Origin of the sequence: Actinomycetospora chibensis (genome assembly GCF_028737215.1) — a bacterium.
Classification (GTDB): Bacteria; Actinomycetota; Actinomycetes; order Mycobacteriales; family Pseudonocardiaceae; genus Actinomycetospora; species Actinomycetospora chibensis.
Map to the genome: position 1 here is coordinate 69,508 of NZ_JAQZAM010000018.1, position 13,885 is coordinate 83,392.

Here is a 13,885-nt window from a genome sequence, read left to right on the forward strand (position 1 = left end):
AGAGGCGTCGAGTGCGCACTGAGACGGTCGAGCACTTCCTGGAGTCCCTGGCCGCCCGGAGCCCCGCTCCGGGTGGTCGGACCGGTGCCGCGCTGTGCGTGGCCCAGGGCGCGGCGCTCGTCGCCAAGGTCGCGCGCGACAGCGGGGTCGTGTCCTCACCGGAGCGGGCCGATGCGCTGCGCGAGACCGCGCTGGCCCTGGCCGCCGCCGACGCCGAGGGCACCGGGCCCGCGGGACCGGGACGGTTCTCGACCGAGGTCATCGCCGTGGCCGCGCAGGTCCTGGCCCTGGCGGAGGCGATCCGCCCGGTGGCGCGCCGCACGGCCGTCGCCGATCTCGCGGCGGCGGCCGAGGCGGTGCGCGCCGCGACGGGCACGGCCCGGGTCGACGTCGAGGTGGACCTCGTCGGGATCACCGATTCCGACGAGCGGGAGCGGCTCCTCACGGCGATCGAGCCCGTCGACGACCTCGTCCTGCGCGCCGCGAAGCTCACCGCCGTCGTGCGGGAGCAGATCCTGCGGTGACCCACGTGCGTGGGTCGGGTCAGATGACGGCCCTAGATGACAGCCCTGATCGCCTTCTCGAAGCCCTGCACGTGGTGGCGGGCCTTGCGGGCCGCGCCGTCGGCGTCGCCCTCGGCGATCGCGCGGAGCAGGCCCGCGTGCTCCTCGACGTGGGAGACGAAGTCGGACATGCGGTCGAGGAAGATGCAGAAGATCCGGGTGGCCAGGTTGTCGTAGCGCACGAGGGTGTCCTCGAGGTGCGGGTTGCCCGCCGCGCGGTAGATCGAGCGGTGCACCCGCAGGTCCCAGCGCATCAGCTCGTCGCGGGTCAGCTCCGGGATGTCGAGCGCGTCGGTGGCGTCGGCCAGGTCCTCGAGCTCCGCGCGCAGCGCGGGGGACGTCGCGGCGTTCTCGGCCGCGCGGCGCGCCGCCAGCGGCTCGAGCTGCACGCGGATGTCGGAGATGTAGGCCAGGTCCGTGATGTCGACGGCCGTGGCGAACGTCCCGCGCCGGGGGTAGGAGACCACCAGCCGGTCGACCTCGAGGCGCTTGAGCGCCTCGCGCACCGGCGTGCGCCCCACCTCCAGCGACTCCACCAGGGCGACCTCGTCGATCGGCGCCATCGGAGGGATCTCCAGCATGATCAATTTGTCCTGGATCGCCGCGTAGGCGCGCTCGGAGAGCGACAGGGGCGGACCGGTCTCCTGCTCATCGCTGAGGACGCTCACGGGCGGAGCCTACAACAGACGGAGCAACTCTTCTGGGTTGGCGCCATAACTGATATACTAGTCCTACCTCAACCGCCCTGCGATGTGTCAGGGGTGCTCCATGGCCATCTCGGTGTTCGACCTGTTCAAGGTCGGGATCGGCCCCTCCAGCTCACACACCGTCGGGCCGATGCGCGCCGCCTTCCTGTTCGTCTCGCGGCTGCACGACACCGGCCTCCTCGAGCGTGTGGCCTCGGTGCGCTGCGAGCTGTTCGGCTCCCTGGGCGCCACCGGGCACGGCCACGGCAGCGTCCCCGCCGTCGTCCTCGGCCTGTCCGGCGAGCAGCCCCACCTCGTCGACCCGGTGGAGGCGGAACCGATCGTGGCAGCCGTGCGGTCCGGCGGGCGGCTCGCTCTCGGCGGCAAGCACACCGTGGCGTTCTCGGTCGACGACGACGTCGTGCTCCACCGCCGGGGCCGGCTGTCCTTCCACAGCAACGGCATGGTGTTCCTCGCCCTCGACGCCGAGGGCCGTCCCGTCGACCGCCGCGAGTACTACTCGGTCGGCGGCGGCTTCGTCCTCGACGAGGACGAGACGGGCGAGCCCGTGCTCCGCGAGGACCCGACGCCCGTACCGCACCCCTTCGGCTCCGCGGACGAACTGGTCGCCCGTGCACGGGAGCACGGCCTGCGGATCAGCGACGTGATGCTCGCGAACGAGGCCGTGTGGCGCCCGGAGCAGGAGACCCGCGCGGGCCTGCTGCACCTCTGGTCGGTCATGCGCGCGTGCGTCGAGCGCGGGACGACCACGGGCGGGGTGCTGCCCGGGGGCCTGCGCGTGCGCCGGCGCGCCCCCGAGTTGCGGCGTCACCTCGACGAGGAGGTCGACGCCGCGGAGCCGATGGACCGCGTCACCCTCCACGCCCTGGCCGTCAACGAGGAGAACGCCGCCGGCGGCCGGGTGGTCACCGCCCCCACCAACGGCGCGGCCGGCATCGTGCCCGCGGTCCTGCACCACGCGGCGAGCACCGTCCGCGGGTTCGACGACGACGCCGTCGTGCGCTTCCTGCTCACCGCCGGCGCGATCGGGCTGCTGTTCAAGAGGAACGCGTCGATCTCCGGCGCCGAGGTCGGGTGCCAGGGTGAGGTCGGCTCGGCGTGCTCGATGGCCGCGGCCGGGTTCGCCGAGCTCCTCGGCTGTTCTCCCGAGCAGGTCGAGAACGCCGCCGAGATCGGGATCGAGCACAACCTGGGCCTGACCTGCGACCCGGTCGGCGGCCTGGTCCAGATCCCCTGCATCGAGCGCAACGCCGTCGCGTCGGTCAAGGCCATCACGGCCGCGCGGATGGCCCGGCGCGGCGACGGTGTCCACCACGTCTCGCTCGACAAGGCGATCAAGACCATGCGGGAGACCGGCGCCGACATGTCGGTGAAGTACAAGGAGACCGCCCGCGGCGGGCTGGCTCTCAACGTCATCGAGTGCTGATCCCGAACCGAGCGAGGACCCCCGTGACCGATCCGTTCGTCCTGACCCTGAGCTGCCCCAACCGGGCCGGGATCGTGCAGGCCGTGAGCAGCCACCTCGGCACCTACGGCTGCGACATCGTCGAGCACCAGCAGTTCGACGACCCCGTGAGCGGGCGCCTGTTCATGCGCACCCGGGCGTCGACCGACACCGAGCTCGACACCCTGGCCGCGGGCTTCGCCGACGTCGCGGCCGCCTTCGGCATGGAGTACGCGTTCCACCCGCGCCGCGACGTGCGGGTGCTGGTCATGGTGTCGCGCTCGGGCCACTGCCTGAACGACCTGATCTTCCGCTGGCGCACCGGCAGCCTCGACGCCGAGCTGGTGGGCGTCGTCTCCAACCACGAGGACCTCCGCGCCATGGCCGAGTCCGCCGGCCTGCCGTTCTTCCACGTACCCGTCACCCCGGCGACGAAGGCGGACGCCGAGGCCGAGCTGCTCGCGCTCGTCGACGACCTCGACGTCGAGCTCGTGGTGCTCGCCCGCTACATGCAGATCCTGTCCGACCTGACCTGCGTGGCCCTGCGCGGGCGGGCGATCAACATCCACCACTCGTTCCTGCCCGGCTTCGTGGGCGCGAAGCCCTACCACCAGGCCTACGACCGCGGCGTGAAGCTCGTCGGCGCCACCGCGCACTACGTCACCCCGGACCTCGACGAGGGGCCGATCATCGAGCAGGAGGTGGTCCGCATCGACCACTCCTACGACCCCGAGGCGCTGCAGACCGTCGGGCGCGACGCCGAGGCGCTGGCGCTCTCGCGGGCCGTGCGCTGGCACTGCCAGCGGCGGGTGCTCGTGGACGGGCACCGCACGGTGGTGTTCCGCTAGGGGTACCGCTAGGTCTCGCCCCGGTACCCGAGCTTCGCCGACAGCTCGGCCGCGCCCTCGCGGAGCTCGCCGACGATCGCGCGGGCCCGGCGGCGCGGGAGCCGGTAGGCCGGGCCGGTGGCGCTCAGGGCCGAGCCGACGGTGCCGTCGAAGGAGAAGACCGGCACCCCGACGGCGTGCATCCCGACCTCGAGCTCCTCGAACGAGCGGGCGTGGCCCTCGTCGAGCACCCGGGCGAGCTCGGCGCGCAGGTCGGACGCGGTGACGATGGTGTCGTCGGTGAACCGGGTGAGCTTCTTGCGCAGCACCTGACGCCGCTCGTCCTCGGTCATCCACGCGAGCAGCACCTTGCCCGCGGACGAGGCGTGCAGGGGCGTCCGACGGCCCACCCAGTTCTGCGAGGTGATGGCGGCCGTGCCGTCCTCCTGGGCGACCGTGATGCCGGCCTCACCGTCGTGGACGGCGATGTTGACGGTCTCGCCCAGGCTCTCCGCGAGGCGCTGGCAGATCGGCTGGCCGAGCCGCGCCACGTCGAGGCGGGCGGTGGTGGCCGCCGCGAGCCGCACGATGCCGAAGCTCAGCGTGTACTTCCCCCGCTCGGAGAGCTGCTCGAGCAGGTTGCGGTGCTGCAGCGCGGCGACGAGACGCGACGCCGTCGACTTGTGGACGTCGAGCTCCTCGGCGATCTCGGTGATCCCGACCTCGCCGCGGGTGGCCACGAGTTCCAGGATCGAGATCGCGCGGTCGACCGATTGGACCGAGGATGCCTTCTCCGTGGATTCCTCCGGTCCCCGCGTCGCAGACATCATCATATGCTACCTGACAGTAGGTGGAGCTCCGTCACCGCATTCGTCCGTGTGCGGGCCGACCTCTCCCCGCATTTCGCGGCGGAATCCCGGGAAATGTGTTCAGTCGGTCGAGTCGCGCCGGATGGCCCGCGCGAGATCGCTCAGGAGTCCGGTGAGACGGCCGGCGCAGGTCGGGCAGACGCAGTCGCTGCCGTGCACGGCGAGCTCGTCGGCCACGGCGAACGCGTCGCGGTAGCGCGCCGGGCCCGCCGTGGTCGCGAGCGGGTCGGCGTCGTCGGAGGGGCTCCCGGGGGAGACAGGGTGCATGGTGTGGTCCTCGTGTCGGTGCTGGTCAGGACGGTGAACGGTCAGTCGATCTTCTTCTGGACCCAGTCGTGGAACTCGCCGATGTGGTGCTCGCTCGGGACGAGCACGCCGCCACGCGCGTAGGCGCGGGAGTCCATCGCCACCTGGCAGCGCTCGCAGGCGGCGAAGTCCTGCTGGTTGACGCGGTGGAAGAGCTCCACCGAGCGCTCGATGTCGGCGCCCGCGTCGACCACCTCGGGGAGGTAGAGCCAGTCGCAGCGCACGAGGGTGCGCGTGGGCGAGAGCGGGAACATGCGGTGGAACACGACGTGGTCGGGAACGAGATTGATGAAGACCTGGGGCCGGACGGTGATGGCGTAATAGCGGCGGTCCTGGTCCTCGGCGATGCCGGGAATGCGATCGAGGCCTTCCGAGCCGTCGACGGTGAAGCCTGCGACGTCGTCGCCGAATGCGGCGCCGTGACCGACGAAGTACTGCGAGGCGAGGCCCTCGGCGAACTCCGGGAGGACCTCGGTGAGCTCCGGGTGGATCGTCGCGCAGTGGTAGCACTCCATGAAGTTCTCGACGATCTGCTTCCAGTTCGCCGCGACGTCGTAGGAGATGCGCCGCCCCAACTTCAGGTCCGCCACCTGGTAGCCGACGATCGCGTCGGGGGAGCCCAGCCGCTCGCCGACGTCGGCGATCACCGTGTCCTCGAAGGACGGCGGCTCGTCGGCCAGGCACAGCCAGACGTAGCCGAGCCACTCGCGCACGTGGACGCGGTTCAGGCCGAATTCGACACGGTCGACGTCGGGCATGTCACCGATGTTGGGCGCGGCGATGAGCTTGCCGTCCAGGCTGTAGGTCCACGCGTGGTACGGGCACTGGAAGGACCGACGGACGGCGCCCTTCTCCTCGGTGCACAGCCGTGCGCCGCGGTGGCGACAGACGTTGAGGTAGGCGTGGACCGCGCCGTCGCGTCCGCGGGCGATGATGACGCTCTCGCGGGCCACCTGGACGGTCTCGAAGGCGCCGGGGGCCGGGATGTCGGCAGCGAGCACCGCGCAGAACCAGTGCGTCTCGAAGATCAGGGCCTGCTCGGCCGCGAAGATCGTCGGGTCGGTGTAGTACCGGCCCGGCAGCGTGCCCCGCAGGCTCGCCGGCAGCCCCGACACCGTCGGCGCCATCTCTCCAGTGGTCATTGAATCCGTGCTCCTCGGAGTGCAGCAGGGGCGGGGCGACGGCGCCAGTGGCGGGTGTGTTGCCTCAGTGTTGCGTATAGAACAACGTGGTTCGCAGTACGCAACACACACGGTCCGATCGCCGCGTCGTGTTGTCAAGGGTCCGCGCCGGTGACGTCGTCCGGTCGGCCGGTGGATCTCGGGCGGATCACCTCTTGACAGGCGGTTCCGTCTCTCCCACCGTCAACTGTTGCGAGATGAGCACCGTGTTTCTCATCTCGCAACGCACTCCAGCCCGTGGGTGTTCGCTCACCGGTCGTCAGCGACGACGCCCGACCGGCCCGTCCCCCGAGACCTCCCGACCCCGGGCCCGACGGCCACGCGGGGGCGTGAGGACACGCGCGCGCGATCCGCGCGCCACCCCCAGTACCGCAGGCCGACCAGGAGGCCGCATGAAGACCATCGCGATCGTGGGAGGGTCCGTCGCCGGGGTCCGGTCCGCCGAGGCCCTGCGCGCCGCGGGCTACGACGGACGGCTGGTGCTCGTCGGCGACGACGTGCACCGCCCCTATGACCGGCCGCCGCTGTCGAAGGGGTTCCTCGACGGCAGCGTCGACGAGGACGCCATCGGCCTGCTCGACCCGGCCGACGACGACGAGCTGGCGCTGGAGCTGCGGCTCGGTGTCACGGCGTCCCGGCTCGACGCCGCGGGCGGACGTGTCGTGCTCGCGGACGGCTCCGACGTCCGCGCCGACGGCGTCGTGCTCGCCACCGGCGGACGGGCCCGCCGCCTGCCGGGCACCGAGGGCGTCGAGGGCGTGCACGTCCTGCGCACGCTCGACGACGCCGTCGCGCTCCGGGCGGCCCTGCGCGACGGCGACCCTCGGGTGGCCATCGTCGGGGCCGGCTTCATCGGCGCCGAGGTGGCGTCGACGTGCCGCGGGCTCGGCCTCGAGGTGACCGTCCTCGACGGCACCGATCTGCCCCTGGCGCCCGCTCTCGGCCGCCGCATCGCCCGCAGCTGCGTCGACCTGCATGCCGCGCACGGGACGTCCCTGCAGGTCGGTGCCGCCGTCGCGGGTCTGGCGACGGTCCCGAGCGGCGAGGGCCGGCGGGTCGTCGGCGTCGAGCTGGGCGACGGCAGCACGGTGAAGGCCGACATCGTGGTGGTGGGCATCGGGATCGTCCCGAACACCGGGTGGCTGGAGGGCTCGGGCGTCAGGCTGGACCGCGGTGTCCGTACCGACGCGGGCCTGGTCACCGACCTCCCGACCGTCGTCGCCGTCGGCGACGTCGCCCGGTGGACCGACGGGGCCGAGGCGGGCACCCACCGCCACGAGCACTGGACCAGCGCGGGGGAGCAGGCCGCCGTCGCGGTGGCCAACCTGCTCGGTGGGCGCGGCAGCGCGACCTTCCGACCCAGCGGCTACGTGTGGTCCGAGCAGTACGGGCGGATGCTGCAGCTCGCCGGGCACCCGTCGGTCGACGACGAGATCGAGATCGTCGACGGCGACGTCGCCGACGGCCGGTTCGTCGCGCGCTACACCGACGGCACCGGGACGACGACCGGGATCTTCGGGATGGGCAACCCGCGCATCTTCGGGCGCTTCCGCCGCACCGAGCTCCGGCGTCCCGCGTAGGGGGCCATCCCGGAGTGGGTCACTCGCCCGGGCGCTCCAGGGGCACGCCGTCCGCCGACACCGGTGGCGGCGGCAGCTCGGCGCTCGAGGTGAGCGGCGCGGCCCCCGCGAGCGGCCGACCGGCGGACTCCCTCAGGAACGCCACGCTGACCACGCCGATCGCGCCCGCCGCCACGAGGTAGTAGCCCGGCCAGTCGAGGTTCCCGGTGGCCGTCGTCGCTGCGGCGATGACGGTCGGCGCAGTGCCGGCGAACACCGAGACGGAGATGGTGAACGTCAGGGCCAGGCCGCCGTAGCGCACGAGCGTCGGGAACATCGCCGGGAGCGTCGACGGGGCGACCGCGGCGAAGCACACGAGGCTCGCCCCCATGAGGACGAGGCCCGCGAGCTGGCCGCCGAGGCCCTGGCGCAGCAGCCAGACCGACGGCAGCCCGAGGACGACCAGCGAGAGGCTCCCGGCGAACAGGACCGGCCGGCGTCCGATGCGGTCGGAGAGCCGGCCCAGTGAGGTGATCACCGCGAGCATCGCGACCATGACGATCACCTGCAGCAGCGTCGACGTGGCCGTCCCCGCGCCCGTCCCACCGTGCTCGGCCAGGGTGCTGGTGAGGTAGGTCGGCACGTAGCTGGTCATCACGTAGTTGGCGATGTTCCAGGCCACGATGAGGCCCCCGGCCACGGCGAGCGCCCGGCGGTGGCGGCGGACGAGGATGTCGAGGGCGCGTCGCAGCGGCATCGTCGCCAGCGCGGGGGAGCGCTCCATGAGCTGCCGGAAGGCCGGGGTGTCCTCGAGGCGCAGGCGCAGGTAGATGCCGACGACCCCGAGGGGCAGCGCCAGCAGGAACGGCAGCCGCCAGCCCCAGGCGAGGAGGTCGTCGTCGGGAAGAAGGCCGATCACGGCCGCGCTCACGCCTGCGCCGAGCGTGTAGCCGGTGATGGTGCCGAACTCCAGCCGGCTCCCGAACACTCCGCGACGGGAGTCCGGGGAGTACTCGGCGATCATCGTGAGCGCGCCGGTGTACTCCCCGCCCGCCGAGAACCCCTGCAGCATGCGGATCGCCAGCACGAGCACGGGGGCCGCCGCGCCGAGGGCCCCGTGCGTCGGGACGAGCCCGAGCAGCACGGTCGCCACCGCCATGAGGAGCACCGTCATCGACAGCACGCGGGTGCGTCCGATGCGGTCGCCCAGCGGGCCGAGGACCAGGCCCCCGAGCGGGCGCATCAGGAACGCCGCAGCGAAGGCGCCGAGCGTGTACACGGTGGCCCAGGGGCCCGCCTCGGGGAAGAACACCCTGCTCAGGACCGCCCCGGTCAGGTAGGAGTAGATCCCGAAGTCGTACCACTCGGCGACGTTGCCGATCGCCGCGGCGGCCGTCGCGCGCCGCAGGGTGTGCTCGCCCTCGACGGCCCGGGCGACACCGTGGCCCGGGGGCGGTCGCTGCGAGGTCATGGGGCGGCCATCGTAGCGTGCTCGAAATATCAGTGGAATATCAATGTTGGATGCTCGGCACGACACATCTCGTGGTGACGTCGGCCAGGGAGGTTGACGGGCGACTTCCGAAGCTTCACGCTAGTGTTGCGAATTACAGGACTCGATGCGCAGAGCGCAACAGGAGCTCGACATGATCTACGTGGCGGAGCTGGCCGACATCCCCGAGGGGGAGTCGGTGCGGGTGCAGGGCTCGGTGGCCATCGCGGTCTTCAACGTGGACGGCGATCTCTATGCCATCGACGACACGTGCACCCACCAGGACGCGTCGTTGTCCGACGGCTGGCTCGAGGGCTGTGCGGTCGAGTGCCCGCTGCACGCGGCGTGCTTCGACCTGCGCACCGGTCGCCCGAGTGGCCCGCCGGCGAAGAAGCCGGTGCGCACCCATCCGGTGCACGTGGTCGAGGGCGTCGCCTATGTCGAGGAGGCGGTGACGGTGGAGGCCGCCGCCGAGCCCGCGCAGCAGGCGACCGCGGCGTAGACCGCCGTCACGGCTCGCGGCGCTCGGGCCGCAGCGCCGTGGTGATCCGGTCGAGCCGGGGGCGCCAGCCCAGGCCGACCAGGGCGCCGACGCCCACCATCACCACGAGCAGGGCCTGACCGGGGAGTGCGAGCCAGAAGAGCCCGACGACCAGCGCCACGGTCACGAGCACGACGACGGACCGGTGGCGCGCCGCCCGGGCGCGACGGGCACCGGGCCGGCGCATCCGGCGCGCCAGGGAGGGATCGTCGCGGGCCAGCGCCCGTTCGGTCTCCTCGAGCACCGTGCGTTCGTCGTCGTCGAGCATCGCGGGGTCCCTCCCCCAGGAATCTCCGGCCGCCTGGGATCGCCGGCCGTCGGGAGAGGTGTTCGTGCGCCGGCCGCGGCCCGTTCGATGGGCCGGCGCCGCAGTCCCACTGTCTGGTTCGCCTCGTACGGCCCGTCCCCGCTCGCACCTCGGCCGTGCCCGTCTCAGGCGGTGGCGTCGCGACCGCTCCAGAGCCGCCGGCGTGAGATGTCGATCGTGCTCATCTCGTCGAGCATCGTCGTGAGGTTGTTCTCCAGATGCTCGCGCACGGCGGCGCGGACGGTCTCCGGATCGCGGGACCGGGCGGCATCGACGAGCTCGTCGTGGGCGTGGGCGCGACGGGTCGCGAACGACTCGGGCGCCTCGACGGGGTCGAACACCAGGCGCGTGTAGCGCTCCGAGGCATCCCAGAGCGGGGCGAGCATGCGCCGGTCCCAGTCGCTCGCGGCGGGCTCGATCATCGCGGCGTGGAACGAGCGGTGCGGCTCCCAGAACGCCTCGCCGAGGACGTCGCCGAACGTCGCGCGGACCATCCCGTCGAGCTCGGCCACCTCGGCGTCGGTGCGGTGCGGGGCCGACAGCGCGGCGAGCTCGGGCTCGACGGTCATGCGCAGCCGGTAGAGCGCGCGCAGGTCGTCGGGGTCGAGCGGGGTGACCGTCGCGCTGCGCGAGGGGCTCAGGGTGACCAGCCCCTGGGCCTCGAGCTGGCGCAGGGCCTCGCGGACCGGGACGTGGCTGACGCCGAGGCGTTCGGTGAGGGCGGGCACCGTGAACGGCTGACCCGGCGGCAGCGCCCCGGACAGGATCGAGCGGCGGATCTCGTGCAGCACGAGGTCCACTGCCGACGCCTTGCGCGCCGCCACCGACCGCACGCCCGAATGCACGTCCCGGACCCCGTCCACCGTCACGGCGAGCAGCGTAGCGCAGATTGACATCTTATAAGTTAGCGGCCTAGCGTCCGTGATGGCCCGCGTCACGTCGCCGTGACCACCGACCCGGAGGTGCCCATGTCCTCGCCGCCCACGCCCGGCTGCTCCCTCGACCGTCCCGGGACCTCGGACGAGGCGCGTGCACTGCGGGCGGAGCTGGTGGGGCGGGCCCGCGAGATCGTCCCCGTGCTCGCCCGCAACGCGCCCCGCACCGAGGCCGAGCGGCGGGTGGTCGAGGAGAACATCGCCCTGATCGACGAGGCCGGCCTCTTCTCGATCATGCGGCCGAGGCGGCTCGGCGGGCTCGAGACCGACATCCGCACGAAACTCGAGGTGTCCCGCGAGCTCGCCCGCGGCTGCGGCTCGACCGCCTGGGCGACGACGCTCATGAACGTCTGCGCGTTCTTCGCGGGCCTCTTCCCCGACCAGGCGCAGCGTGACGTGCTCGAGGGCTCGCCCGGCAACCGCATCGCCGGGGTGCTCGCGCCGACGGCGGAGGCGACCCGGGTGGACGGCGGCTACCGGCTGACGGGCTCCTGGGGCTGGGCGTCGGGCTGCCTGCACGCGCAGTGGGCCGTGGTCGGGTTCCCGGTGCCGGACGAGCACGGCGAGGTCGTCGACCAGGGCCTGGCGCTGGTGCCCATGACCGATCTGACGATCGAGGACACGTGGTTCGTCGCCGGCATGCGCGGCACCGGCTCGAACACCCTGGTCGCGCGCGACATCCTGGTGCCGGAGCACCGCGTGATCTCGATCCCCGCCGCGATCGGCGGGCGCTACGCCACCGAGCACACCGGCGAGGCGCTCTACCGGTCGCCGTTCATCCCGGTCGCCGCGATCGTGCTCGCCGGCCCCCAGCTCGGCCTGGCCCAGGCGGCCCTGGACCTGGTGCTCGAGAAGGCGCCGAAGCGCGGCATCTCCTACACGTTCTACGACACGCAGACCGAGGCGCCGACCGTGCAGCTCGCGGTGGCGAAGGCGGCCTCGCTCATCGACGCGGCGCACCTGTTCGCCTACCGCGCGGCGGCCGACATCGACCAGGCCGCCGCCGACGGCGTCTACCCCGACTACGCCGCCCGGGCGCGCGTCCGGATGGACACCGGCGCCGCCATCGAGAACGCCCGCGAGGCGATCCGCACGCTGGTCTCGGCGCACGGGGCCGGCTCGTTCGCCGAGGTCAGCCCGATGCAGCGGATCTGGCGCGACTCCGAGGTCGCGTCCCGCCACGCGGTCATCAGCCCGGCGATCTCCTCGGAGGTCTACGGCCGGGCCCTGCTCGGTCTCACCGACGGCGTCACGGCCCTGGTCTAGGAGAGGAACCTCGTGCGCATCGCCAATCACGCGGGCCGGCTGGCCCTGGTGGAGCCCGACGCCGAGTCGTCGGGCGGTCTGCGCGGTCTCGACGTGGAGCGCGCCAGCGACGGCCGCTTCGCCGCCGACCCGCAGGCCGTCTACGACCGGTGGGCGGAGTTCCGGGACTGGGCCGCGTCGGCGGACCTCGCCGCCGCCGTCCCCCTCGGGGCGGGCGCCCTCGGACCGGTCGCCCCGCGTCCGCCGCAGGTCTTCGCGGTCGGCCTGAACTACCGCGACCACGCCGCCGAGTCGGGCATGGAGCTGCCGACCACGCCGCTGGTGTTCACCAAGTACGCGTCGAGCTTCACCGGCCCGCAGGGCGACATCCGGCTCTCGCCCGGCAACGTCGACTGGGAGGTCGAGCTCGTCGCCGTCATCGGCAGGGCAGGTCGCCACATCCCGGCGGCGCACGGGTGGGACCACGTCGCCGGGCTGACCGTCGGCCAGGACATCTCCGACCGCATCACCCAGTTCGCCGCCCCGCCCCCGCAGTTCGGGATGGGCAAGTCGTACCCCGGGTTCGCGCCGGTGGGCCCGGCCCTCGTGAGCGTCGACGAGCTCCGCGGTGCCGGTCTCGACCCCGACGACCTGGAGCTGGGTTGCCTCGTCAACGGCGAGAGCGTCCAGAAGGGACGCACCGGGGCGATGATCTTCTCGGTCCCGGACCTGGTCGCCGAGCTCTCGGCGATCGTCACCCTGCTGCCCGGCGACGTCGTCTTCACCGGCACCCCGGCGGGGATCGGCGCCGGGCGGACCCCGCCGCGCTACCTCGGAGACGGCGATGAGCTCGTCACGTGGTGCGCCGGGATCGGTCAGATGCAGCACCGCTTCGTGGCGGCCGAGAACCCGAGTGGGAGCCTGGCGTGACCGTCCTCGAGGCCGCGGACCGTGCGGCGACCTTCGTCCCGCACGCGTTCCCGGAGCAGACCGTGGACCTCGGCGAGGTCCGGATGAACTACGCCGTCGCCGGCGACCCGTCGCTGCCCGCGCTGCTGCTGATCCCCGGCCAGTCCGAGTCGTGGTGGGGCTACGAGGCGGCCATGCCGCTGCTCGCCGAGCACTTCCGTGTGTACGCCGTCGACCTGCGCGGGCAGGGCCGGTCGACGTGGACCCCCGGCCGCTACACGATCGACAACTTCGGCAACGACCTCGTCCGCTTCATCGACCTGGTGATCGGACGGGAGACGCTGGTCAGCGGGATGTCCTCCGGCGGGGTCCTCTCGGCCTGGCTCTCGGCGTACGCGAAGCCCGGCCAGATCCGGGCCGCGGTCTGGGAGGACCCGCCGCTGTTCTCGTCCCAGACCGCACCCGCGATCGGGCAGAGCATCCACCAGGCCATCGGCCCGATCTTCGCGGCGTGGAACAAGTGGCTCGGCGACCAGTGGTCGATCGGTGACTGGGCGGGGCTCATGCGCGCGATGCCGACCGAGATCCCGATGCCGATGCTGGTCAACCTCGCCGCGATGATCCCGCCGGACCCCGGGGCTGATCCCGACGCGGGCCCCGCCGACGGCGTGCCGCAGAACCTGCGCGAGTACGACCCGGAGTGGGGACGGGCGTTCGTCTCCGGCACCGCCACCGCGTCGTGCGACCACGTGACGATGCTCGAGCAGGTCCGCGTGCCGGTCCTGCTCACGCACCACTTCCGCACCGTCGACGCCGCGACGGGCCGCCTCGTCGGGGCGGCGTCCGACGACCAGGCCCGACGGGCCCAGGAGATCGTCGCCGCCGCCGGCGGGCGGATCGACTACCGCTCGTTCCCGGACGCGCCGCACTCGATGCACGAGCACCTGCCCCAGCAGTACGTCGGGGTCGTCCTCGACTTCGTCACGACCCTCGACCGATAGGA

The 13,885-nt window shown here is 72.7% G+C and carries 15 protein-coding genes; 8 read left to right on the forward strand and 7 right to left on the reverse strand.

The features are described from left to right. Positions 1-11 precede the first annotated feature (11 nt). Entirely contained in the window at positions 12-524 is a 513-nt protein-coding gene (locus PH189_RS24230) for a cyclodeaminase/cyclohydrolase family protein (RefSeq protein ID WP_274191408.1), read from the forward strand. 32 nt (positions 525-556) lie between these two features. Here PH189_RS24230 and PH189_RS24235 read toward each other — a convergent pair whose 3' ends face one another. After that, positions 557-1,231, reverse strand: a complete 675-nt coding sequence (locus tag PH189_RS24235) for a GntR family transcriptional regulator (RefSeq protein WP_274191409.1) — start codon at positions 1,229-1,231, stop codon at positions 557-559. Positions 1,232-1,331: 100 nt separating this feature from the next. Here PH189_RS24235 and PH189_RS24240 point away from each other — a divergent pair, with 100 nt between their 5' ends. Further along, on the forward strand, positions 1,332-2,696 hold the full coding sequence (locus PH189_RS24240) for an L-serine ammonia-lyase (protein WP_274191410.1): 1,365 nt from the start codon (positions 1,332-1,334) through the stop codon (positions 2,694-2,696). Between the two features lie 23 nt (positions 2,697-2,719). After that, positions 2,720-3,562, forward strand: a complete 843-nt coding sequence (gene purU, locus PH189_RS24245) for a formyltetrahydrofolate deformylase (protein WP_274191411.1) — start codon at positions 2,720-2,722, stop codon at positions 3,560-3,562. An 8-nt stretch (positions 3,563-3,570) separates the two neighbouring features. Here purU and PH189_RS24250 read toward each other — a convergent pair whose 3' ends face one another. The 3 genes from PH189_RS24250 to PH189_RS24260 form a co-directional block, all read right to left on the reverse strand. After that, entirely contained in the window at positions 3,571-4,368 is a 798-nt protein-coding gene (locus PH189_RS24250; RefSeq protein ID WP_274191412.1) for an IclR family transcriptional regulator, read from the reverse strand. Positions 4,369-4,470: 102 nt separating this feature from the next. Continuing rightward, positions 4,471-4,677 carry a hypothetical protein gene (locus PH189_RS24255; RefSeq protein ID WP_274191413.1) on the reverse strand — a complete coding sequence of 69 codons (207 nt, stop codon included), beginning with the start codon at positions 4,675-4,677 and terminating at the stop codon, positions 4,471-4,473. Between the two features lie 41 nt (positions 4,678-4,718). After that, positions 4,719-5,858 (reverse strand): aromatic ring-hydroxylating oxygenase subunit alpha, encoded by a 1,140-nt coding sequence (locus PH189_RS24260; protein ID WP_274191414.1) that lies wholly within the window; start codon positions 5,856-5,858, stop codon positions 4,719-4,721. Between the two features lie 431 nt (positions 5,859-6,289). Between PH189_RS24260 and PH189_RS24265 the strand changes: the two genes are divergently transcribed. Beyond that, positions 6,290-7,477: an NAD(P)/FAD-dependent oxidoreductase gene (locus PH189_RS24265; protein WP_274191415.1), complete on the forward strand. Its 1,188-nt coding sequence runs from the start codon at positions 6,290-6,292 to the stop codon at positions 7,475-7,477. Positions 7,478-7,496: 19 nt separating this feature from the next. Here PH189_RS24265 and PH189_RS24270 read toward each other — a convergent pair whose 3' ends face one another. Continuing rightward, positions 7,497-8,927, reverse strand: coding sequence for an MFS transporter (locus PH189_RS24270; protein WP_274191416.1), 1,431 nt, complete (start codon positions 8,925-8,927; stop codon positions 7,497-7,499). Positions 8,928-9,099: 172 nt separating this feature from the next. On the opposite strand from PH189_RS24270, the gene PH189_RS24275 reads away from it, so the two are divergent. After that, positions 9,100-9,447, forward strand: coding sequence for a bifunctional 3-phenylpropionate/cinnamic acid dioxygenase ferredoxin subunit (locus tag PH189_RS24275; RefSeq protein WP_274191417.1), 348 nt, complete (start codon positions 9,100-9,102; stop codon positions 9,445-9,447). A 7-nt stretch (positions 9,448-9,454) separates the two neighbouring features. Here PH189_RS24275 and PH189_RS24280 read toward each other — a convergent pair whose 3' ends face one another. Further along, on the reverse strand, positions 9,455-9,754 hold the full coding sequence (locus PH189_RS24280; protein ID WP_274191418.1) for a DUF3040 domain-containing protein: 300 nt from the start codon (positions 9,752-9,754) through the stop codon (positions 9,455-9,457). A 164-nt stretch (positions 9,755-9,918) separates the two neighbouring features. After that, on the reverse strand, positions 9,919-10,662 hold the full coding sequence (locus tag PH189_RS24285; protein ID WP_274191419.1) for a GntR family transcriptional regulator: 744 nt from the start codon (positions 10,660-10,662) through the stop codon (positions 9,919-9,921). Between the two features lie 99 nt (positions 10,663-10,761). Between PH189_RS24285 and PH189_RS24290 the strand changes: the two genes are divergently transcribed. The 3 genes from PH189_RS24290 to PH189_RS24300 are packed head-to-tail and all read left to right on the forward strand — an operon-like array spanning position 10,762 to position 13,883. Further along, positions 10,762-11,994: an acyl-CoA dehydrogenase family protein gene (locus PH189_RS24290; RefSeq protein WP_274191420.1), complete on the forward strand. Its 1,233-nt coding sequence runs from the start codon at positions 10,762-10,764 to the stop codon at positions 11,992-11,994. 12 nt (positions 11,995-12,006) lie between these two features. Continuing rightward, positions 12,007-12,903, forward strand: coding sequence for a fumarylacetoacetate hydrolase family protein (locus tag PH189_RS24295; RefSeq protein WP_274191421.1), 897 nt, complete (start codon positions 12,007-12,009; stop codon positions 12,901-12,903). After that, a complete protein-coding gene (locus PH189_RS24300) occupies positions 12,900-13,883 on the forward strand; it encodes an alpha/beta hydrolase (RefSeq protein WP_274191422.1) in 984 nt (327 codons plus the stop codon). Before PH189_RS24295 ends, PH189_RS24300 begins: the two co-directional genes overlap by 4 nt. Positions 13,884-13,885 lie beyond the last annotated feature (2 nt).